Raw genomic sequence first — 22,540 nt, 5'->3', positions numbered from 1 at the left:
CTCCATTCTATGATAGGATGACGAGTCTCTCAAACCTAGTTCAGTTCCGTCTACCATTTTACCAAAATAGTTATTTTTAGCAAATTAATAGATTGTAACTATCACATAAACGCGCTCAAAAAGACGCCGACGGCCCGTTCCGCATCCACATCAACGGCAACCTCTATGAATTCACCGGCTTTGGGCTGTGCCCGCAAATCGGCAACGACCATTCCGGCGGTATGCTCACCCCGGGTCTCCACGCGGACCTTCATCTGGCGGCAGGTCAGCAGGTCCGGCTGCAGCGCAGCCATCAGGGCCAGCGGATCATGCAGCGGTGCCGCACCTATCAGATAATTCGCTTCACGGTAGAAATTAAAATAATACTTCAGGGATTCGTCCATGAAGTCAATCAGGGCTTTGTTCTCTTCCTTGCCGAACTGCCTCAGAAGCTCCAGATGCTCTGTGGTGATGAGCGTCTTCAGCGTAACATCCAGCCCGACCATCAGCACGGGAAGCCCGGAGGTGAATACACGGTCGGCCGCTTCCGGATCTCCCCACAGGTTCGCTTCCGCAACCGCCGTAACATTGCCGGGCTTAAAGACGGTACCGCCCATGGCGACTACTTTCTTAAGTTTCCCGGTTAGAGCCGGGTCCAGATCAAGCGCCAGCGACAGGTTGGTCAACCGTCCCAGCGTTACGAGTACAATCTCGCCGGGATTCTCATCCGCCAGGCGGACAATAAATTCGGCTGCCGTTTCCAGCACCGGCCGCTGAGACGATGGAGGCAGCTGAACACCGCCAATCCCGTTCCCACCGTGCACATGGGTCGAGAAGCCGCCCAGCTCGCGGACGAGGGCTTGGGACGCGCCAAGGGCTACGGGAATCTCATAACCGGGATTGGCCAAAGCCAGCAGCCTGAGTGTATTATCTGCCGCCTGAGCGACATCAATATTCCCGAATACAGTAGTGATTCCTTCCACAACCACATCTGGAGTCCGCAGGGCATATAATATGGCCAATGCGTCGTCAATGCCGGTATCACAATCAATAATTATGCGGGTTGTACTCATCTCTATTTTTTCCACTCCCATTATGTATCCATATCATAGATTTCATCTTAACACGGGTATCCCAAGGGCTCAATGCCAGGACTGGTCAATAGGATACTGCCTCAGGCTTTAAATTCCTCCATTGGCTGTCTGTTGTGAGCAGGCAAGGAAAGAACGTTGCGCAAAATGAAAGCGTATCAGCAGGCGCAAAAAAGCCCGCCGTATCCTCTGAACATGGCAGTGTTCAAAAGAGATACGGCGGGCTTATCGCTAACGCGTAAATTCCCTTATTTTACATAAGGTGCTGCAGCCTGACTGAAACGCTCCAGTGCTTCGGCCAGAATAGAATGCGGGCAAGCCAGATTAATCCGCAGATGCCCTTGCCCCTCCGTGCCAAAGACTGATCCTTCATTAAATGCCACTTTGGCTTCGCGGTACATCAGATTCTTCAGACCCTCAGTGTCCAGTCCAAGTGCGCGGCAATCGATCCACAGCAGGTAAGTAGCCTCTGGCGTCATTGGTTTCACCTGTGGCAGGTGCTCCGCGAGGTAGCCGATGGCATATTCCGCATTGCCGCTGATATGCTGTATAAGTTCATCCAGCCATTCTCCACCTTCATTGTATGCCGCTTCCACAGCCTCTGGTGTGAAAAAAGCCGACATGTGCAGGCTGAGCGTCTTAAGCTTGTACTCAAATTTCCGCTGCAATTCCGGATTGGAGGTTACGATGTAAGAGGTCTGCAGGCCCGGCAAATTAAACGTCTTGGTAGCGGCCAGCGTGGTCAGTGTAATATTCGACAGCTCCTCCGACAAGGAAGCGAACGGAATATGCTTGTGGCCCGGCATAGCCATATCACAATGGATTTCATCCGAGATCACCGTTACCCCATACTGCAGGCACAGTTCTCCAAGACGCAGCAGTTCTTCCCGCTCCCACACCCGGCCTCCCGGATTATGCGGGCTGCACAGCAGCAGCAGCTTGGCGCCACCGGCCATCAGCTCTTCCAGTTGGACATAATCCATAACATAATGGCCGTCTTCGAGTTTCAGCGGATTAATGGCCACCTTGCGGTCATTCATCCGGATCACATCATAAAAAGGATAGTAGACGGGCGACTGCAGAATCACCTGATCTCCCGGCTTGCTGAACAGCTCTACCGACAGGCTGAGCGAGGTAACGATTCCGGGGGAATCCGTAATCCAGTCCTTTTGAATCTCCCAGTCATGGCGTCTGCGGTACCAGCCGGCAATCGCCTCTTTATAGGAATCTCTCGTCACGCTATAGCCGTATATTCCCTCCTGAACGCGCCGAAGAATCGCTTCTTTCACGGCAGGCGGGCTCTCAAAGTCCATATCCGCTACCCAGAGCGGAAGAATCTCCTTGTCTCCGAACAGCTTCTCGGACTGATCCCATTTGTAGGAGCGGGTATTGCGGCGGTTAACTACTTTGTCAAAGTTATACTTCAAGTGAGGTTCCTCCATCCATTACGGCTTTTCAGATTATTGTATCACAGGGGACATCTTCAGGCACCTCTCGCATTAACTCCTATCCATCAAGTGGAAACGGCTCGCCGTCTTCAAAAGGACGGTATCCGTTCAGCGAGAAATAGAAGGATAATTTATAGCGTGAAGCATATACATTCTATATTTCAAAAAAGGCCAACCGGATTCCTCCGATTGACCTTCAACTTCACTTCTCCACCGGAACCCGCTGGATTGACTTCCCTACCTGCTTCAGAATCTCCGCCATCGAAGCCGCATCATTCACATCATAATCGTCAATATTCAGGCGCAGCACCGGGCAGGCGCTGAACTCGCCAATCCACTGCGAATAACGCCCGTGCATATGCTCCCAGTAGGAGACATCGGTCTGAATTTCCATCTCGCGGCCACGTTCATTGATGCGGGTCAGGATCGACGGCAGGCTGCCTTCAATATAGATCAGCACGTCAGGATGCGGGAAATAGGGCGTCATCACCATAGCCTCGTACAGGCTGGTGTATGTTTCGTAGTCCGTTTTGGACATCGTGCCCTGATCGGCATGCATTTTAGCGAAAATTCCGGTGTCCTCATAAATGGAACGGTCCTGCACAAACCCGCCGCCCAGCTCGAACATTTTCTTCTGCTCCTTGAAGCGTTCGGCCAGGAAGTAGATTTGCAGATGAAAGCTCCATCGTTCAAAATCATGGTAGAACTTCTCCAGATACGGATTGTGGTCTACCTGTTCCAGCGAAGTCTGAAAATTGAGACGTTTCGCCAAAGCTCCGGTCAGTGTGGACTTTCCGACACCTACCGTACCGGCTACTGTAATAATTGCGTTATCAGGGATGTTGTATGGGTTCATTTCATAAGCTCCTTTAGGTGGTCGGCGATTGCGGCAAAGTCTTCTTGGTTTCCCACAAAATCTACCTTAGTTCCGTCGATAGTCACAATAACGGTTGACGGTTCGCTGACGGCCAGAGAAGCCATCGCATCGTCGTAATCCTCTATTAATTGCTGCAGATATGCAGGAGCAATCTCCTCTTCGAACGGGCGGCCGCGCTTGGCGATTCTGGTAAGCAGCGTATCAAGATCCGCTCTGATATAAAGAATGATATCCGGTTTCGGCAGATCATCAGTCAGCACATGATAGATTTCGCGGTATTTGTCACGTTTGGTGCCTTTCAGCGTCCGCTCGCCAAAAATCAGGTTCTTATAAATATGATAATCCGAAATAACCGGCTTGTTCTTAGCGATGTACTCGTTCACGGTATCTTCAAGCTGCTTATACCGGTTGCAGAGAAAGAACATTTCAAGCTGGAAGCTCCAGTCGTCCATGTTTTGATAGAACTTGTCCAGGAACGGATTCTCCTCCACAATTTCTTTGATGACCGGAAGCTGCAATTCACCGGCCAGCATCGTGGCAAGTGTTGTTTTACCGGCTCCGATCGGGCCTTCCACTGCTATAAAGGGTGCATGTTTCATTAACGCTGATTTCCTCCTCAGGTACGGACAATGCCGGGTAAAGCATGCTGTGATTATTCCATTAAAAAACAGACTAAACTATTGTATCACAGGAGGGCTTTCTGTGAACGGATGAATTCGTGATTTTTTTGCAGGCGCGCTCCAGAAAAGGCCGTATCCGCTTCAGACTAAGCGATACGGCCTTTTGATTGATATTGCTCTACTCTTCCCGAACAATCATGAGGTATTAGATCGGTTAGGAAACTTTTTAACCAGTCCTTGCGTCTAACCTTACAGATTGTTTTATTTCCTATATAAGTCAATTACGCAAATTACCGAGGAGGATTTCCGTGAAGAAATGGACGATGACTTTATGCTTGTTGCTGAGCTTAACCGCTTCAATGGCTTCAATACATGCATCTGCTGCCGGGACTGCCGGGACTGCCGAAACTACTGCCACAACAGCCGCAACAACAGTGCAGGCAACTGCCGGCATTAAGTCCTATGGACCAGAATACCTGATTAAAAATGACGGAAGCCTTTGGATATGGGGTGGCACTAAATCGGTGCCTACTCTGCTTCCGGGGCTGAAGGATGTACAAGCCGCCTATGGGTTTGGCCTACAGGCCGGAGGGCTGGCTGTAACAAAGGATAATGCCGTGTGGCGGTGGCAGACCAACCCTAAGACTCTGGCGGTGGAAGTCACTCCTGTGCAGGAACTGACCAGTCTAACAGAACTTTCTACGCTTTGGAACCGCTACATAGCTATAGATGGAAATGGCGCGGTATTCAGCTCTCCCCGAGTATCAGACGAAGACAAATCTCCCCGCTTTACAGCTGTTCCCGGCATAGACAATGTCGCTGCAGTAAATGGTTATAGTGAATGGGATGGAAACAAAAGCTGGGAACGTATCAACTTCCTGAAAAAAGATGGCACTGTATGGACCTCCCGCGATGGGCTGTCCACCTTTGAGCCTATCCAGAATTTGACCGATATCCTCCAGCTGACGCAGCAATATGCGCTTAAAAAAGACGGTACACTCTGGACCTGGCCTATACAGTCCTATGACTCCCCTAATTCCGGAAAGCCGTTTCCGTCTGTTCTATCCGCTTCTCGGATGACAGGATTGACAGATATCCGCTCGATTCATGGCAACTCGCGGACCATGCTCGCCATCGATGGTCAATCACGCCTGTGGTTCTGGGGCTCCACCGTAACGGGCTGGTCCGACGGAACCAATTATCATGAGCAGAAAGTTCCCGTGTGCTTTACAGGCATCAAGAACGTGACCGGTGCCTACTTCATGGAACGCTCAATCGTCGCCCTGACTTCGGATGGCAATGCTTACTCTGCCTCCCTTGAAGGCGACTCCATGCCAGCGGCTGCGAAGTTCACCCTCCTGGCCTCTGATATCACATCTATTCAGGAAGGTGAGCGTCATCTAATTTTGCAAAAAAAAGACGGGTCCCTCTTTGGCTGGGGCGTCAACAAAGACGGACAGCTGGGGTATGGTGAGTATGAGTTCAGCTATAAAATACCCGTTCCCGTGCAGAAGCCGATTGCAGTATCCTTGAACGGCGAACGGGTTGCTCTAACGAACGGTGTAATTACCCGGGGCGGGGAGAATTTTATCCCACTCCGTTCATTGTTTGACAAGATGGGGGCCAATGTCTCTTACAAAGAAGATACGAAGAGTGTCCCTTCAGGCAAAGCAGGAGGAACAACAACCACTGTGGATAAAAAAGTGACGATTACCCGCGCCGCTGGTGATAAACCCGCCATCTCCATCACCATCAATTCTGTTACAGGGGTTACGACCGTGAACAACAAAACGGTAACTCTTGCAAACCCGCCGTTTGTCGTATACGGGACGATTTACCTGCCGCTGCGCTTTATCAGCGAACAGCTTGGCGCAACAGTCAATTGGATGCCGCAGGAAGAGGAGATTGCAATCACCTACAAATAGATCTCCACGGTCTCAACCTTATCTTTTAGCCGATCTAAAGCCAGTCCAAAAGCAGAAAGCGGGCCTCCGCTCCACTTTTCGTGGAAGCAAGGTCCGCTTTTTCCTGGGGTTTATCAATTCAGGATTTCCTCTACTGTAAGCTTCTGTTAAGCTCACCAGTCAGTCTTAGCAACAATAACGGGCAAAGCTCCCGGTATTGTTGTATCCCATCCCTCTGTAAGACCATTGCGGGAATTTCTCCCGCTAATTTGAGCCGTTTCACTGCATCGGGCCATTTGGTTAAATAAGGCGGGAGAAATTCCCGTTAGTTACTCAGATTCCGCTAGTTTCATCTATTTAGCGGGCGCAATTCCCGTTACGAATTTCTGGGTTGTCCGGCGGGACAGCAACAAGTTACTTACCGCTAAATCGGTAGTAGCATTCAGTAGAATTCAGTAGAATTTAATAGAATTCAGTAGCATTCAGTAGCATTCAGTAGCATTCAGTAGCATTCAGTAGCATTCAGTAGCATTTAGTAGCATTCAGTAACATTCATTAGCATCCATCAACATCCGTCATCATCCCTCAATATTCGTCAACATACGTCACACTGCTCACATTGCGCTGCCACCCTAGGTTAACCGCTCTCCAAACCGTGCAGATCTGGTCACCAGGGAATGGTGCAGCCGGCCTCTCAGTCCCGTGAGCCATTCCGGCTCATGCTCCCATTGTTCAGCGGTGGACCTCAAAACTCTGGCATACCCGTACAAATCGGCGAACCGTCTGCACGCCGCCATAGAGGGACCGTCATCGGGAAGACTAAACTGGCTGCGGTACCCTTCCATAAAGCGCTCTTTCTTTAGTCCAAACTCTTCAGGATCAATCTCCCCTACCAGGCTGTCCAGAGACTGCTCGATATCCACAGCATACCAGTGATACATGCAGTCATCAAAATCTATCGCGCTGATGGTATCACTAGCTTCATCATAAAACACATTGTCCAGTTCAAAGTCATAATGGATCAGCCCGTAATTAGCTGTTGTAACCGGGAGCTTGCTGAAATACTCGGCAAGCAGCCGAGCTTCCGCCACAGCCGCCGTTTCCTGCGGAAATACCTTTAACACATCCACGATCCAGTCCAGCACATCGCGGTATGACCCTCTCTTGGTTTGTACAGGGCTATAAGTGCTGGACAGCTGATGCAGCTTGCCCAAGGCCTCGCCATACTTGAACATGACATGATCGCTTAAGCCGGCATACTGCAGCTGAACTCCGGGTACACGTTCGAAGACAGAAGCATAATACTCTCCCCAGGGAGTCTCCGCTTCTGCCAGCTCCTTTCCTTCCAAGGAGGGAACGGCCTCCAGCACGCCATATCCGCAGTCCTTCAAGTAGGAGATGAACTCCAGCTCCGCCCGCAAGTTCTCCATTAGCTTCTCCGACCGCGGGGCAAACCGCAGGAATTGCCCGTTCCCGGCACTTCTGAACGGATATATCGCATTGGAGGAGATTCGATAGTACTGGAACAAATGCAGCGACTCCGGATCATATGTCCAGTTCCCCAGCAGCATCTCCGCCAAACTTTCATTCGAGAATAAATATTTTAACTTCAGCATGCGTTGCAGCAGCTCCTTTTCAGTTCACAATTGGATTAAGTAATCAATTCCTCTTCACCGTCAATGGAATAGTATGGATTAGCCCGGCGTTTCATGCCGATCACTCCTTTCACGTTCAAGCTGGCTGGCTTCATTCCTCGATGTTACGCGAGTACTATGCTTAAGAACAATGGAAAAAACAGCTTTAACCATTCCGTGCTGCCGCTTCCCCGTTAACTGCAACCAAAAAAAGGCGCCCCATCACCCATGAACACATGGTGGCGGAACGCCTCGGTATTATAATTATTAAGACAATCTGTTGCTGAAGTCGCTATATTCAAACTCTCTGATCACCTTAAGGCCCTCTTCTTCGTTATACGAAGCAATGGCCGGCAGGTTCACACCGTTGAACATATGATTCTTCACCATGGAATAATGCGCCATGTCGAGGAAGACAAGCTTGTCGCCGTATTTGAGCGGCTCCGGGAATGAATAGTCCCCGATCACATCTCCTGCCAGGCAGGTCATGCCTCCGAGTCTGTACGTATAGGCATGTTCGCCCGGCTCTCCGGCGCCGATAATGTTCGGACGGTACGGCATCGCCAGCACATCCGGCATATGGCATTCGGCCGAAGTATCCAGAATGGCAATATCCATTCCGTTATGCATCGTGTCCAGAACGGTAGCCACCAGGTATCCGGTATTGAGGGCAACCGCCTCACCGGGCTCCAGATAGATCTCGACATTATAGGTTTCCTTCATATGAAGGATGCAGCTGATCAGCTTCTCCAGATCATAATCGGGACGGGTAATATGATGGCCGCCGCCGAAATTCAGCCATTTCATGCCATGCAGGTACTGTCCGAATTTCTCTTCCACGACCTTAAGCGTACGCTCCAGCGTATCGGAGTTCTGCTCGCACATCGTATGGAAATGCAGGCCATCAATACCCTCAAGCTCATCGGGCCGGAAGTTCGGCAAAGTTACGCCCATCCGGGAAAAGCTGTAGCACGGATCATAGAGCGGCACTTCAATCTCGGAATATTCCGGATTAACACGGATGCCGCAGCTGATTCTCTTCGGAGCATTCTGCACCCGATCCTTGAACCGGCTCCACTGATCAAATGAGTTGAACACAATGTGGTCGGTATAGCCGAGCAGCTCATCGAACTCGCGGTCCATATAAGCAGGCGCGTAGACATGCACCTCTTTGCCCATTTCCTCGAAGCCCAGCCGGGCTTCGAACAAGGAGCTGGAGGTCACGCCATGCAGGTACTGTCCGACAAGCGGGTACAGGGCATGCATGGAGAAGCCTTTTTGCGCGAGCAGAATTTTCGCACCACTACGCTCTTGCACATAGTTCAGAGTCTCGAGGTTCTTCTTCAGCAGCCGTTCATCCACAAGATAAGCAGGTGACGGCAGTGAGCTGATATCGATATCTATATCCTTCATTACGTTACGTCCTAATCCAGCAGCGTTGGCGAGAAATCTTCTTGCCAAGGCAGCCCGTGTTTGTTCAGTGCATCCATGAATGGATCCGGATCGAATTCTTCTACGTTGTAGACGCCCGGTTTCTTCCAGATGCCTTTTATAATCAGCATAGCCCCGATCATTGCTGGAACGCCGGTGGTGTAGGAAATGGCTTGGGAGCCAACCTCTCTGTAGCATTCCTCATGATCGCAGACATTGTACACATAGTAAGTTTTTGGCTGGCCGTCTTTAGTGCCTTGAATGATGCAGCCAATGTTGGTTTTGCCTTTGGTTCTTGGTCCCAGGGATGCCGGGTCAGGCAGAATCGCCTTCAGGAACTGCAAAGGAATAATTTCTTTGCCTTCATAAAGGATCGGCTCAATGGAAGTCATGCCCACATTCTCAAGCACCTTCAGGTGAGTGAGATAGTTCTGCGAGAAGGTCATCCAGAAACGGATTTTCTTCACGCCCTTGATGTTGGCAGCCAGGGATTCCAGTTCTTCATGATACAGCAGGTAAATATCCTTCGGACCGATCTCCGGGAGATCGTAGACTTTTTTCTCGGACAGCGGTGCAGTTTCAATCCACTCGCCATTCTCAAAGTAACGCCCGTTGGCTGTAATTTCGCGGATATTGATTTCAGGATTGAAGTTGGTGGCAAACGGATAACCATGGTCGCCCGCGTTGGCATCAACAATATCAATCGTATGGATTTCGTCAAAATAATGCTTCTGCGCATAAGCCGTGAACACACCGGTTACACCAGGGTCAAAGCCACTGCCGAGCAGCGCGGTAATTCCGGCTTTCTCGAATCTTTCTTTGTAAGCCCACTGCCAGGAATACTCGAATTTAGCAGTATCCTGTGGTTCATAGTTGGCAGTATCCACATAATGCACTCCCGTTGCCAGACAAGCATCCATAATGGTCAGGTCCTGATATGGGAGAGCGACATTAATAACGACATCCGGCTGGAAGCTCTTGATCAATTGGATGACCTCGTCCGTGTTATCTGCATCGAGCTGAGCAGTAGAAATCTTCGTCTGGCCTCCGGCCAATTTATCTTTCAGAGCATCACATTTCGCAAGGGTTCTGCTCGCGATACAGATCTCTTCAAATACATCCGGGTTCTGACAGCATTTATGCACAACAACACTTGCTACGCCGCCAGCGCCAATAATTAACGCTTTTCCCAAAATTAACAACCTCCCAAAAAAAGTTTTGTCAGCGTTGCTTCAGAAGAATAGCTTTATACAAAACTTGCTTCAGAAGCATGGGCTATTCCATATGAAAAATCAACAAGGCTGATTATACAGAATACATTTGAATAAATCAATAAAAAACGACAAAAACTGATGCCTTTTCTGTAAAATCTACGGGTTTCCTTATTAATACTCTGTAATTCATAGCAATACATGAGAATGCTCTGTTTTTCTCGGCTTCTTCTGTTCATTGCACTAAAGAAGCAGAAGCTATATTGAACGGATCGCCGTATACAAGGCCAACCGGACTATTGTATCACAGCAGGGGTCTGCTTCATACGATTTATTTTAAAATCAATGAATTTCCTCACCTCCCTTGCAGCTCCGCAAAAATCTGCCGGGTCTCGGATGCCTCCTTATGGTTATACACCACATAGAGGTCAGGCAATCTGATTACAATGTACGGAGGAGATTGTTTATAGAGGTATAGCTTGCTTTTGCCAAATTGATCCAGCTTAAAGTTTCCTATAACCACTTTGTCCGTTCCAATGCCGTTAGTCCTTCTGCCGCCTTCCGGCAATTGATCCACCAGCTTCAGTTCAAGAACATCCTCTAGTGCAAAGCTGTAATTGTACATCGGAAATTGAATCTTAACAGTTCCGCTGTCGCCGATCTTCATTACAGGTGTAGAGAACTCTGCCTGGACACTGATCCATCCGGTCCCGATGATTACTTCCGCCACAAACACAAAAAGGCCGTAATAAATATATTTACCCGTTTTTGTCCCTATATTAATCGTAGTGCCAATTCCAATCCGCTTCGGTACCATAATGGAACGGTCATTAGGGTTATTATAGGTTGTCCCGTTCATCCAATACTCATCATCATCCGTGTATAAAATCTCCTGTTCCCCCGCAAGCGCCACCGCCTCAAGTTTCTTTAACCTATTATGTACATTTACAATGCCCAGTATCGGTACAATTTCATCCTCTCTTCAGATCCTCGTAAAAAAAGAGTCTTCTTCTAGCCGCCACGCGGTTTTCAGAAGACTCCCTTATATGATTGCCCGCCATTGATTCACTCACCACAGGATCAGACTCTGCTGCCCCCGGCATGCTCTGCTCCAAACAGCCAGTGCAGGGCATGCGGAAGCTGCTGGCTGAAAAACACACTGTCATGTGTTCCTATGGGGTTGGTCTCAAAGCGCAATGCCTCCTCGCTGAAGCCCTGCTCCAGCAGCAGCTTATGCGCGAGGCGCGACTGTGGGACCATTTGCTTTTGCAAGTTTGTCTTGTACAGTCCCTCCAGCTCTCCAACATACATGTAGATCCGCTGTTCCGGCATCGTCCTGCTCTGTCCCTGTATGTAATTCACGATACCTTCATACCAGAATGATGCGGAAATCAGCCCGATCCTGCCAAACACATCGGGATAAAGGTAAGATCCATAAAGCGAGATCAGTCCGCCGAAGGAGCAGCCAAGCAGCCCCGTATGCTCTGGTCCTGGCAAAGTATGATAGCTGTTGTCTACATACGGCTTGATCCTCCCGACAAGTTCCTCCAAATACTCTCCACCGCCACCGCCAAAATCCGGTCTGCCCGGCATCAGGGCCGGTGACGGCCATGGTGTATATTCATGATTCCGGTCACGCGGGGTAATACCGACAAAAATCAGTTCCGGCAGTTCTTTGGTTATAAACAAATGCTCCAGGTAATTCAGCGAATGCTCCATCACTTCGCCATTATCCTGCAGATAGACAACCGGAAACCGTCTGCCCTCTTCCCCATAGGACATCGGAGTATAGAGGGTCAGCCTGCGGCCGCCAATCTCTTCCTGTCTATAGGTTCCTTCCATGATATTAACCTCCTACAAGCGCACCTATTTCGTGCGTGTCTTGAACAAAAGAAAAATGAAATACGGCACACCGATGATAGAGATGACAATACCTACCGGCAGCTGAGCCGGAGCGAACACCGTTTTGCCGATAAAATCGCCAATAACCACCATCAGCATCCCAATCATGCCGCATAACGGGACGATGTACTTATAGCTGTTGCCGATCAGTCTTCTGGCGATATGCGGTGCGATCAGGCCAACAAACCCAATGCTGCCGGACACGGAGACACAGGCGCTGACCAGACCGACACAGCAGAGCAGCAGGATCTGCCGTTCTCTGCCTACAGCGACACCTAATCCCTTTACACTCACTTCATGCAGCTGCATTAAATCAAGAACAGCTGCGCGTCTCCAGATCACTGGAATTAATATGACCAGCCAGGGCAGGGTCGAAAGCACCTGTCTCCAATTCGCGCTGTACACACTGCCAGCCAGCCAGACGGCGGCCATCTCAAAGTTTTGCGGGTCCATTTTGAGTGAGACAAACAGGGTAATTGCCCCAAAGCCGGATGCAAGCGCGATGCCCACAAGAATCAGCTGCTGCGGATTAAACTCACCGTTCTGCCTGGCGAAGATATAGAGCAGAACGACGGCAACCAGCCCGCCCACAAAGCCGAACATCGGCATGGACAGGACCGCAAACCAGTCCGGGGTCTTCATCGTCCCTGCCGCAAAGAACATGTACAATACGACAAAAGCTCCTGCAGCAGCATGAATGCCGAGAATTCCGGGATCCGCAAGAGAGTTGCGGGTAATGCCCTGCAGTACGGCCCCGGCGATTCCCAGCCCGAATCCGACAAGTGCGCCAAGCACAATGCGCGGCAGACGAAAATCAAAGATAACGAGGTCATGATCTTTGGCGGGATTAATCCGCAGTAAAGTACGGAACACATCCTTCGCTGAAAGGTCGAAGGTCCCGTTGGTTAGGCTGATGTACATGAAGCACAACGTGAGTGCACACATGATCAGAAACAACGACCAGAAAGCACGCCGCTTTGGTTTCGGTGAAAGAGAGGACTTGCTCAAGTCTGGCCGCCCCCTCTCGTCTTGATTAAATAGAGGAAAAAGGGAACCCCGAACAAAGCGGTGACTACACCGATCGGCGTTTCAAACGGAAAATTCACGAACCTGCTGATAAGATCGCATACAGCCAGGAACAGCGCGCCCAAAAAAGCGGAAAAAGGAATGATCTTGCGGTAGTCCTGACCGATCAGATAACGCGTGATATGCGGGATTATGAGGCCGACAAAGGCTATTTTCCCGGCAATGGCTACTGAGATCCCCGTCAAAATGACGACACTCAGCATCGTCAAGCCTTTTACCACTGTGACCTTAAGGCCGAGGCCTGCAGCGGTCTCATCCCCAAGCGAGAGCATTGTCACGGAGCGGGCCATCATCAGACCCAGAGCCAAGCCGGCCACGGCAAACGGAATTGCCAGCTTGATTAACGCCGGGTCCATCATATGCAGCCGGGCGTTGTACCAGAAGCTGATATTTTGCGAAATTTGAAAATAGGTAGCGAGCGCCTGCGACACCCCTCCAAGAAAGGTACCGATAATAGTACCCAGGACGGCCAGTGACAAGGGCGAGGCCCCGCCGGGCAGCAGCTTGGCTGTACCGAAGACCAAAGCCGCTCCCAGCATCGAGCCTGCCAGTGAATAGAGAATCATCGTCATGGATGAAGCCCCGGGCAGGAACACCATACACAGCGTAATGGCAAATACAGATCCGTCGCTAATCCCCATTATTGAAGGGGAGGCCAGATAATTCCGCGTCATCCCCTGCATTAAGGCCCCGGATACGGCCAGGAACGCGCCGATCAGCAGCGCCCCGGCCACCCGCGGAATCCGCGAGGTACGGATAATCAGATGATCGATATTGTCCACGTCCAGATGAAACAGCGCATTCCATACCGTGCCATAGCTGATGGATTTAGTACCATAGAGCACCGACAAGACACCGACGAGTATAATGAGGACGACCCCCAGCACCAGCAGGGAGGTCGTCTTTAGTCCGGCAGATAATTTCATATCATCCCACTCTTTTGTACAATCTCAGATTACTTGTTCAGCTGCTCCACTGCAGCCTCCAGGAAGTGTATGCGGCTCCATGCCGGTCCGCCTTCGGACAACGGATCAATTACATTGACGAAGGTCTTGTTATTTTTCATCGCATTGATTTTTTGGATAATCGGATTGCTCTGCAGGTCTTCCAGCGCTGTTGCAGTCTCGGCATTCTCATCGGCAGCAAATTGGATAAACAGGATATCCGGATTCATTGACGCCAGCTGCTCGACCGAAATGCCTTCCTGTGCTTTCGCCGCTGCTACCTCAGCCGGAACACTCAGGCCAAGATCGTTATACAGGATAGGGTTAACAAATACCGCCGCAGGGAAAATAAACATTTGTCCCGCACGGATACGTACAGCCACTATCTTCTGATCCTTCAGCTTCTCACCAAGCTCTGCTTTTGCACTTTCCAGCGCTGCCTGATATTTGGCGATTTCCGCTGCAGCCTGCTCCTGCTTGCCGGTCAGCTCTGCCATCAGATTCAGGTTGGCTTCCCAGTTGCTGGCGATATGCGAGACTTGAATGAGCGGAGCGATTTTCTTCAATTGCTCTACTACTTCAGGCTTGAACTTCGTAGTCCCGAGGATCACATCCGGCTTCAGCTTCAGGATGGTCTCGAAGTTCGGCTCGGTTTTCTCCCCGATCGATTCAGCCTTGTCCGTAATGGCAGCGAAGCGTTCCGGAAATTCACCGCTGAACGTAATCGCGCCGACTGGATGCACATCCAGCACCAGCGCATCCTCCATGGCTTCCATAGCTCCGGTAATAACAATCCGTTCTGCTGATGCGGGTACCGTATATTCCTCCCCTAAATATTCAATCGTGCGCGTGCCTGCTTCAGCTGCTGCCGGTGAGGCTGCTGCTGTTGCCTCTGCCGTTGCAGCCGGAGCTGTTGTTGCGGTTTCCGCAGCATTTGCGGCCCCATTTGCCGGCGTATTGTTGCCGTTGCCTCCGCACGCTGTAAGTACGAGTACAAATAATGCTATTAGTCCTGCTATCCCAAATGATCTTTTCATCTTTCTATAAATCCCCTTCCACTCTGTAAAATGTCCAATCTATATCACAACAAGTGATAATGATTATCATTTTCGATTATAACGAAGGGTTCACTGCCGTACCATGGACAAAAGGCGGAATATTTATGGACGATTGGATGCAAGCAGCTGCAGCGTCTGCCGGAGCATCCGCAGCTGCGCATAAGCGGAATGCTCACGCCAGGGATCGGAGCTCATATGATGCACCCGGTGTCTCTGAACCGCAGAAAGCTTTAACCACAACGGATGATTCTGCAACTTCTGCCACTCGCCTAGTGTATCGTTCTCTCTGCGGATCAGCATGAACAAATGATCTGCCGGCAGAGCCGCAAGCTCTTCCAATGTAATTGGCACGTTATAAATATCCTCGCCGGACTTATAGGCCGGCTTTAATTCCAGCTCCCGGTAGAGCATATCCAGCATGCCGTAATTGCAGTGCAAATACAGCTTGCTGCCAAGCATCCGGATCACAGCAACAGATTCATCGCCCATCGCTTTGTGCAGAAGTTCTTTGGCGTTGCGCACCTCACGGTCATACGCTGACAGCCACTGCTCTCCTTGCCAGCTCTCGCCCAGAACCTGCGCCAGTTGCTGAAACTGTCCACGCCAATCACTGCTGCCGCCATGACTATAATAGACTGGAGCTATCTTCTCCAGCGCGGTTTTCTCCTGCTCCTTCAGCTCATCCCGGGCGATGATCAGGTCAGCCGGATGCTGGCTCAGCAGGTCAATGTTAGCCTGCCATTCCTGGTTGTTACGGTATGCGCTGATATGCACGGGAATATCCCCGCGGTAATTCAGATAATAATATTCCGTCCATTTCGGATGCAGCGCCGCCGCGTAGGGTGTAAGGTTCAGCGGCAGCAATTGTCCCAGCACGGCCGGAGAATAAGCAACCAGCTTCCGGTGACGGCTTTTCATATAGACTGCAGGCGGCACGCCGATCATCTTTTTAAATTTCCTGCTAAAATAGAACTCATCGGCATACCCCACCCGGTGGGCGATATCCCTCAGCTTCAGTCCACTCTCCGCCATCAGTCGTTTCGCCTGCTGCAGCCGCAGTTCGGCGGCGTATTCCACTGCACTTTTGCCGTATTTCCGCTTAAACAGGTCCACAAAATACTTGGGGCTGAGCCCGGCGGCTTGCGCCAGCTCCTGGGTCGTCAGCGGCCCCGTAAAGTGATGCTCTATGTATTGCTTGGCCTGCTCCAATGCCCTTCCCGTATCTCTGGGTTTCTGCCGGCAGCTTATACGAATCACATATAGCAGCTCCTGAAAATCTATCTGCGCGCGAAAGCTAATGTTCTGTTGTCCTGACCCGGATAACCGGAAAACTTCACTATAGACCGAAGAGATATGCTTAGCTGGAAAGTGCTGCAGTACGATATCCGGCGGAAACAGAAGTGCGTCATGGATTGCATGGCCACGAACGTTCTCCGGCTTGCCGTAATGATAGACTTCAAAATAAAAAATATACATATCCAGGCTGGCGGCCGGTTTGGCCGTTCCGACCGTTTGCTCCGGCAGGCATAGACAGACTGAACCTGCTGACAGCTCCACCTGGCGGTGATCCACATGAATCCGGACTGCTCCGCCTGTCACCAGAATCAGCGCATAACAGAAATTCAGCTGCTGGGGCAGCCGGACCTCCCCGTCTCCCCTCAGTGCCTGAACCGACAACAGTCTGAAGGACAGCTGATCCCAGTCCGGCAGAGTCTCAGCATCCTTTTCAGCGGGAGAAGTTACTTCTGGTTCCATTACTTTTAGGTCCATTGTTACAGAACACCACCATTACAGAACATTTTATATTCCTCTATTACAAACAAGTATAATTGATAATCGTTCTCAATGCCAATGACGAGAATACTTTATTAGATGCAAAAGATACAAAAAAATCCCCGAACCCCTTGTTAGGGGCTTGGGGGATTCCAGTTACAGCGGAACATTCCGGTCTTACTGCCCGAATCCGACGCGGGGACGCTCCCGCTCCTTCGTTTCCACGGCTACGGCACGGATAGAGCTGATCGGAATGTACAGTACCTGATATTCCGTACGGTATTTCACGAACCTCTCGTCGATCTCTTCCAGAACACCGCCTCTGACAGTGGAACCATCCAGAAAATTAACCGTGACCTCTTGCCCTTGCAATGCTACCAGCATACCCATCCGCTCCATTCGCTTAAAGTTTGGTAATGATTTTGTCAATAATCCCGTATTCCAGCGCCTCTTCGGACGACAGGAAATAATCCCGGTCCATATCCTTTTCTACCTTCTCCACCGGTTGTCCGGTGCGCTCCGCAGTGATCCGCACAACCTTCTCCCGGATCTGCAGAATACGCTTGGCACTGATTGCGATATCACTAGCCTGCCCTTGTGCGCCGCCATGCGGCTGGTGGATCATAATCTCGCTGTTCGGCAGGGCGAACCGTTTGCCTGTAGCCCCGGAGAGCAGCAGCAGCGAAGCGAAAGAAGCTGCAAAACCGGTACAAATCGTATTTATCTGCGGTTTGATTACCTGCATCGTATCATAAATTCCGAACCCTGCAGTAGTTGAGCCGCCCGGGCTGTTAATAAACATCTGAATATCCTTATCCGGCTCATCCGCCGCCAGAAACAGCAGCTGGGCAATGATGCTGTTAGCCAGCTGGTCGTCAATGGCCGCACCCACGAATACAATCCGGTCTTTCAGCAGCCGGGAATAAATGTCGTAAGATCGCTCGCCCCTGCTCGTTTGTTCAATTACATAGGGAATAATACTCATTCTTATATACCTCCTGTAATGTGCCTTAACTTTATACCCTGTAAACGGATCATGACGGGCAAAGGATACGGGACATACAGAATTTTAAATTTACGGAAGATGCGTATCTTTTATGATGAGCTATTCGTTTATATAATAGAGGGAACAAATTAAATGGGATAGCCAGAAGGAGATGCGTAAGCGTGATGACCCTTGAAGAGTACAATACCGTTAACCATACCGGTGAGAAAAGTCTGCAGTCGCTTGGAGCAGTCCTGAACCGCTATTGCCTGACACTTACCCGGTCCAGCATTGAAGCCGAGGATTTGGCTCAGGAGACCTGGGCCAAGGCGCTGGGATACGGAAAATTTCCGGCCAATCCGAATCCCGAAGCCCTGCTGCTGCGGATCGCCAAAAATACATGGATTGATGCTGCCCGGCGGCGGGCTTCTCTGAGCCGAGCACTGGAGCGCGGGCATTCACAGGCAGAACCATTAACCGGCGGAACGATTTCCGAAATTGAAATGGCTTTTCAGGCCCTAATGAAACATCTGTCTCCGCTGCAGCGGACGGCCTTTCTGATGCGGGATGTGCTGGGCTATTCTGCGGGTGAAACGGCGGAACAATTGGAAACAACCGAAGGCGCGGTGAAATCGGCGCTGCACCGGGCACGGCAGGCACTCGCAGCCGTTAGAGAGGATCTGTCGGCGGACGGCGGGCCTGCGGTTCCGCTGGACGCCGATTACCGGCAGCTCTTGTCGGCACTGGCCGATGCTTATGAGCAGGGTCAAATCCCTGTCATGCTGGAGCTTCTCCGCCATGAACAATCAGCGGAACTTACGATGGCTGTAAGCACAGGTACCGTGCAGGCGCTGCACTTTGCCAGCAGCAGCCGTTCAACTGCTAGCAGCAGCACTCATCCCGGGCTGCGGATGGCCGCCTAACCCAAAGCCTCAGGCGGATCAGCTATTTCAATTTAAAGGAGTGTATTGAATGAGGAACATACTTGTGCTTGGGGGAACCCGGTTTTTTGGCAAGCGGCTGGTGGAACGGCTGCTCCGGGAGGGAGACAGCAAGGTAACGATTCTAACCAGAGGCCGGGCGGAAGACAGCTTCGGGGAACAGGTCTCCAGGCTGAATGTGGACCGTACGGACGCCAAAGCGCTTGCCGTAGCCGTCGGGGATACCCCTTGGGATGTGGTCTATGATAATATCTGCTTTTCACCGGATGAGGCTGATGCTGCAGGCCGTATTTTTGCCGGCACCGCTAAACGGTACATCCTTACCTCAAGCTTGTCGGTCTATGATCCAAGGCCGGAAGCTTTGACCGAAGCTGACTTCGACCCTGAAGTATACCCCTTGCGATTAGGTGCGAAGGAGGACTTCAACTATCAGGAGGGCAAAAGACTGGCCGAAACGGTTTTGCTGAAGCAGGACGCATTCCCCGTGGCTGCCGTGCGCATTCCCATGGTTCTGGGCACGGATGATTATACGCGGAGGCTGCATTTTCACATCGAGCATGTCAGCGAAGGCCGGCCGATGGGTATCCCGAACACCCAGGCTGCCATCTCCTTCATCCGTTCGGATGAGGCTGCGGACTTCTTGTATTGGCTTGGCTTCTCCCAACTGACCGGACCGGTAAATGCATGCTCGGACGGTACTCTTACCATTGGGGAGATTCTCTCCATCATTGAAGCAGCCACGGGTAAGCAGGCGGTGATTGAGGCCGAAACTGCAGATGAGGATATGTCTCCCTTCGGCATTACTGAGTCCTGGCATATGGATACAACAAAAGCCCGCTCGGCGGGCTTTTCATTCCTTGCACTCAGTGACTGGTTTCCGGAGCTGGTGACCCAGCTTAATGCTTCATTCGGCAATCGCGAGTAATTTTTCTGTTGGTTCGTTGAGTTCATTCCAGTGTTCTTCCAATACCAGCAGCTGACCGGATGGCGGGACATTCCCGGTCTCCTCTTCTATTTTGAAAATATTAATTTCCGTGAACAGCTGCTGCGAAATTTCATTAATTTCCACCGCCTGCCGGGCAATATCGCGGATCGCCTTGTCCTGCTGCGTGCTGGAAGCATTGACCTCCTGAACACCCGCAGCTGTCTGCTCGGCTACGGATGCTACAGAGTGAATGGATACGGCAAGCCGGGAATTAATCTTCCGGGTCAGCTCCACCTTATGATGAATTTGTCCAATTTGTCTGCTGATTCCGGTAATCGATCCGTCAATCGCCTCGAAAGATGCAAGGGTTTCCGCTACCTGGTGCTCCTGCTGCTCGAGGCTTTTTTTTGTCTCCAGCATGTAGCCCTGAAAGTCGGTCATACTGTTCTGAAGCTCATGAATGATCTCGCTGATATGTATGGAGGAATCTTTGGTCTGGACCGATAAATGCCGGACTTCGTCCGCAATAACGGCAAACCCCTTGCCGGAAGCTCCGGCCCGCGCAGCCTCAATCGCAGCATTCAGCGAGAGGATATTTGTCTGCTTGGAAATTTCGGTAATGGAATTCGTGATCCGGGTAATATCCTGAGATTGCTCCACCAGCTTCTCCAGCGCTTGATACACTCTGCCGATGGAATCACGGGAATGCCGGGAAATCTGCTGCAGTGCGGTAACCGTCTCAGACCCTCTGCGGGTATTGTGATTGGCCGTTTCACTTGTCGTGAGCATGGCATCGGTATGATCCGTAATCTCATCCACTTCCCGTTCCAGCTCTTGCAGCAAGACTGCACTTTGCTCGGACTGAACGGCTTGCTGATCCGCGCCCACGGAAATTTCCTGTATCGTTCTGACAATATCCTGATTGGTATCCGCGGTAATGGATGAGGATTGCTGGAAGGAATGCGAATAATCCGCCAGGGAAGAAGCAACGGACAGGGTCTGCCGCAGCATTTCCCGGACCCGGGTAACCATATGATCAAAATGATAGCTCAAACGTCCCAGTTCATCGTTATAAGGAGAGTTGATCTGCTGCCGTAAATCGCCATCGGCAATTTGCCGCAACGCATCCTGGAGCCTGCGCACCGGTCCCAAGAATGAGCGTATCAGCAGCCAGGCCAGCACCAGTGTGAACAGGAAAACTCCACCTGCGGCGTAAAGCACAATGGATACCGTTTGATCCAGCAGGGCAAAAGAATGATCCTGTGCCCTCTCGGCGTTCCCCGCAGCAGCGTCATACAGTTTCCCGTTGGTCTCCAGCATGGATTGATTGACAGCCAGTGCCTTCATATGCAGGGCGTCGATTTGTTCCAGCACCGTCAGCGGGTCAAGGCTCTCATCCTCCATCGTCTTAACCAGTTCCCCGAATAACCCGGCATATTCCCCGGCCTGGGTCCGGAGCAGCTGCAGTTCTGCTGACGCCGGCGTCTCCTGTTCAAAATCCATATTGGCAATCTCATCGGTGAGCTGCTGCTGCTTGTCCTTAAAAGACCCGGCAAGCTCCACATCACTGGACTCGGCCAGCGATTTTTCCAGACCGTCCAATTCCTGCAATAGCTGCGTGATCGTTTGAACGGTGATTCGTTTTTCCATCTCCGTCTTCTGCCGTTCCATGGAGAGCTCCACCTGATTAATCTTGTGTCCCTGGTACAGAGCCACCCCCAGGAAGATGAAAGTTATCGCAGAGAATACCAGAATCAACTTCCATTTCATAGATAGGTGCAGCAAGCTTCTTTTCAAGCGTATCATCCCTTCGTATCACGCCTACTATAGGTATATTTTACTAATACACTCATTGTAGGAGCTGGATATTAATTACTCTCCACAGTTTTGTATGCGGATCGTAAAGAATCTGTTGCGAAAATGTTAACAAAACCTGCACCGTGCCCAAAAACCCCCATATCCCATATCCGCTGAACATCCGCCATCGTCCCAGCTATTAAAACTGCTTACGGACCTCATAGGCGTTATCTCTTCCCAAAGAGCCGCCAAAGTTTCTATCCGGACCTGAATGACCCTATTTAGCTAAATCATCCTAGTTGAGAGTTTTTTTGGGCAAATAAGGTCTCTGGAGTCCGCAACGTCAGATATAAAGCTTTTTTTGACAAAATAAAGGCGCTGGGGTCCGAGTACTGCTGTTCAAACCCATAAAAGCAAAACAAGCCCCCGGAATTCTCCGGAAGCTTGTTCTTGATCCATTACATATTCTGATTCGCCCGCTTACCCGGCGTTTTCTTCCATATACATGACTTCCCACAGATGCCCGTCAATATCCTGAAAGCTCCAGTTGTACATAAAGCCGTGATCAACCGGATTGTTAAAAGGCTTCCCGCCTGCGGCCAGCGCCTTCTGCACCAGCTCGTCCACCTCGGTTTTGCTGGAGGCAGAGATGGCCAGGATTACCTCTGTCTGACCGGATGTGTCGATGATTTTTTTGGAGGTGAAGGTGTTGAAAAACTCCTTGACCAGCAGCATCGCAAAGGTGTTGCCGTTGATGATCATACAGGTTGCGTTCTCATCGGTATACTGGGGGTTGAACTCAAAACCTAAAGCGGTAAAAAAGTTAATCGAATTCTGCAGATTGTCCACCGGCAAATTAACAAAAAGCTGGCCTGCCTGAAATCCCATTCTTCTCATCACCTCGGTAATTAATTGAGTGTAGTCCGTTCGATTA

20 protein-coding genes are annotated in these 22,540 nt (G+C 50.7%); 3 read left to right on the top strand and 17 right to left on the bottom strand.

Annotation, left to right across the window (positions count from 1 at the left end; all coding sequences use genetic code 11):
• Positions 1-101: 101 nt before the first annotated feature.
• The 4 genes from NST99_RS11555 to NST99_RS11540 all read right to left on the bottom strand — a co-directional run bounded on the left by NST99_RS11555 (position 102) and on the right by NST99_RS11540 (position 3,994).
• Positions 102-1,052, bottom strand: coding sequence for a nucleoside hydrolase (locus NST99_RS11555; protein WP_341091734.1), 951 nt, complete (start codon positions 1,050-1,052; stop codon positions 102-104).
• 266 nt (positions 1,053-1,318) lie between these two features.
• Positions 1,319-2,497: a MalY/PatB family protein gene (locus tag NST99_RS11550; protein WP_341091732.1), complete on the bottom strand. Its 1,179-nt coding sequence runs from the start codon at positions 2,495-2,497 to the stop codon at positions 1,319-1,321.
• A gap of 223 nt (positions 2,498-2,720) precedes the next feature.
• On the bottom strand, positions 2,721-3,374 hold the full coding sequence (locus NST99_RS11545) for a deoxynucleoside kinase (protein WP_038589434.1): 654 nt from the start codon (positions 3,372-3,374) through the stop codon (positions 2,721-2,723).
• Positions 3,371-3,994 carry a deoxynucleoside kinase gene (locus NST99_RS11540; protein WP_341091730.1) on the bottom strand — a complete coding sequence of 208 codons (624 nt, stop codon included), beginning with the start codon at positions 3,992-3,994 and terminating at the stop codon, positions 3,371-3,373. Before NST99_RS11540 ends, NST99_RS11545 begins: the two co-directional genes overlap by 4 nt.
• Positions 3,995-4,323: 329 nt before the next feature.
• Here NST99_RS11540 and NST99_RS11535 point away from each other — a divergent pair, with 329 nt between their 5' ends.
• Positions 4,324-5,940, top strand: a complete 1,617-nt coding sequence (locus tag NST99_RS11535; protein ID WP_341091728.1) for a stalk domain-containing protein — start codon at positions 4,324-4,326, stop codon at positions 5,938-5,940.
• A 611-nt stretch (positions 5,941-6,551) separates the two neighbouring features.
• On the opposite strand, the gene NST99_RS11530 is transcribed toward NST99_RS11535, so the two are convergent.
• The 11 genes from NST99_RS11530 to NST99_RS11480 all read right to left on the bottom strand — a co-directional run bounded on the left by NST99_RS11530 (position 6,552) and on the right by NST99_RS11480 (position 17,943).
• Positions 6,552-7,535 carry a phosphotransferase enzyme family protein gene (locus NST99_RS11530; protein ID WP_341091727.1) on the bottom strand — a complete coding sequence of 328 codons (984 nt, stop codon included), beginning with the start codon at positions 7,533-7,535 and terminating at the stop codon, positions 6,552-6,554.
• Positions 7,536-7,820: 285 nt separating this feature from the next.
• A complete protein-coding gene (gene nspC / locus NST99_RS11525; RefSeq protein WP_445745027.1) occupies positions 7,821-8,957 on the bottom strand; it encodes a carboxynorspermidine decarboxylase in 1,137 nt (378 codons plus the stop codon).
• A gap of 20 nt (positions 8,958-8,977) precedes the next feature.
• Positions 8,978-10,177 carry a saccharopine dehydrogenase family protein gene (locus NST99_RS11520; RefSeq protein ID WP_341091724.1) on the bottom strand — a complete coding sequence of 400 codons (1,200 nt, stop codon included), beginning with the start codon at positions 10,175-10,177 and terminating at the stop codon, positions 8,978-8,980.
• Positions 10,178-10,550: 373 nt separating this feature from the next.
• The gene (locus tag NST99_RS11515) at positions 10,551-11,054 is read right to left on the bottom strand and encodes a DUF5808 domain-containing protein (RefSeq protein WP_341091723.1); all 504 of its coding nucleotides are present in this window, start codon (positions 11,052-11,054) and stop codon (positions 10,551-10,553) included.
• 221 nt (positions 11,055-11,275) lie between these two features.
• Positions 11,276-12,037 carry an alpha/beta hydrolase gene (locus NST99_RS11510; protein ID WP_341091722.1) on the bottom strand — a complete coding sequence of 254 codons (762 nt, stop codon included), beginning with the start codon at positions 12,035-12,037 and terminating at the stop codon, positions 11,276-11,278.
• A gap of 24 nt (positions 12,038-12,061) precedes the next feature.
• Positions 12,062-13,042: a FecCD family ABC transporter permease gene (locus NST99_RS11505; protein ID WP_341097621.1), complete on the bottom strand. Its 981-nt coding sequence runs from the start codon at positions 13,040-13,042 to the stop codon at positions 12,062-12,064.
• 59 nt (positions 13,043-13,101) lie between these two features.
• Positions 13,102-14,109, bottom strand: a complete 1,008-nt coding sequence (locus NST99_RS11500) for a FecCD family ABC transporter permease (protein ID WP_341091720.1) — start codon at positions 14,107-14,109, stop codon at positions 13,102-13,104.
• A 29-nt stretch (positions 14,110-14,138) separates the two neighbouring features.
• Positions 14,139-15,164: an ABC transporter substrate-binding protein gene (locus NST99_RS11495; protein ID WP_341091718.1), complete on the bottom strand. Its 1,026-nt coding sequence runs from the start codon at positions 15,162-15,164 to the stop codon at positions 14,139-14,141.
• 123 nt (positions 15,165-15,287) lie between these two features.
• Positions 15,288-16,940: an AraC family transcriptional regulator gene (locus NST99_RS11490; RefSeq protein ID WP_341091717.1), complete on the bottom strand. Its 1,653-nt coding sequence runs from the start codon at positions 16,938-16,940 to the stop codon at positions 15,288-15,290.
• A 195-nt stretch (positions 16,941-17,135) separates the two neighbouring features.
• Positions 17,136-17,342, bottom strand: coding sequence for a hypothetical protein (locus NST99_RS11485; protein ID WP_341091715.1), 207 nt, complete (start codon positions 17,340-17,342; stop codon positions 17,136-17,138).
• 19 nt (positions 17,343-17,361) lie between these two features.
• On the bottom strand, positions 17,362-17,943 hold the full coding sequence (locus NST99_RS11480) for an ATP-dependent Clp protease proteolytic subunit (RefSeq protein ID WP_038589409.1): 582 nt from the start codon (positions 17,941-17,943) through the stop codon (positions 17,362-17,364).
• Positions 17,944-18,128: 185 nt separating this feature from the next.
• Here NST99_RS11480 and NST99_RS11475 point away from each other — a divergent pair, with 185 nt between their 5' ends.
• Together NST99_RS11475 and NST99_RS11470 are read left to right on the top strand one after the other, a co-directional pair.
• Entirely contained in the window at positions 18,129-18,866 is a 738-nt protein-coding gene (locus tag NST99_RS11475; protein WP_341097620.1) for a sigma-70 family RNA polymerase sigma factor, read from the top strand.
• Positions 18,867-18,915: 49 nt separating this feature from the next.
• Positions 18,916-19,809: an NAD-dependent epimerase/dehydratase family protein gene (locus NST99_RS11470; RefSeq protein WP_341091713.1), complete on the top strand. Its 894-nt coding sequence runs from the start codon at positions 18,916-18,918 to the stop codon at positions 19,807-19,809.
• Here NST99_RS11470 and NST99_RS11465 read toward each other — a convergent pair.
• Together NST99_RS11465 and NST99_RS11460 are read right to left on the bottom strand one after the other, a co-directional pair.
• The gene (locus tag NST99_RS11465; RefSeq protein WP_341091712.1) at positions 19,789-21,579 is read right to left on the bottom strand and encodes a methyl-accepting chemotaxis protein; all 1,791 of its coding nucleotides are present in this window, start codon (positions 21,577-21,579) and stop codon (positions 19,789-19,791) included. The genes NST99_RS11470 and NST99_RS11465 overlap by 21 nt on opposite strands.
• 507 nt (positions 21,580-22,086) lie before the next feature.
• Positions 22,087-22,494, bottom strand: a complete 408-nt coding sequence (locus NST99_RS11460; protein WP_341091710.1) for a VOC family protein — start codon at positions 22,492-22,494, stop codon at positions 22,087-22,089.
• Positions 22,495-22,540: the final 46 nt, after the last annotated feature.

This window comes from Paenibacillus sp. FSL L8-0470, assembly GCF_038008625.1.
GTDB lineage: Bacteria > Bacillota > Bacilli > Paenibacillales > Paenibacillaceae > Paenibacillus_AQ.
This window is presented reverse-complemented; position numbering and strand designations above follow the sequence as displayed.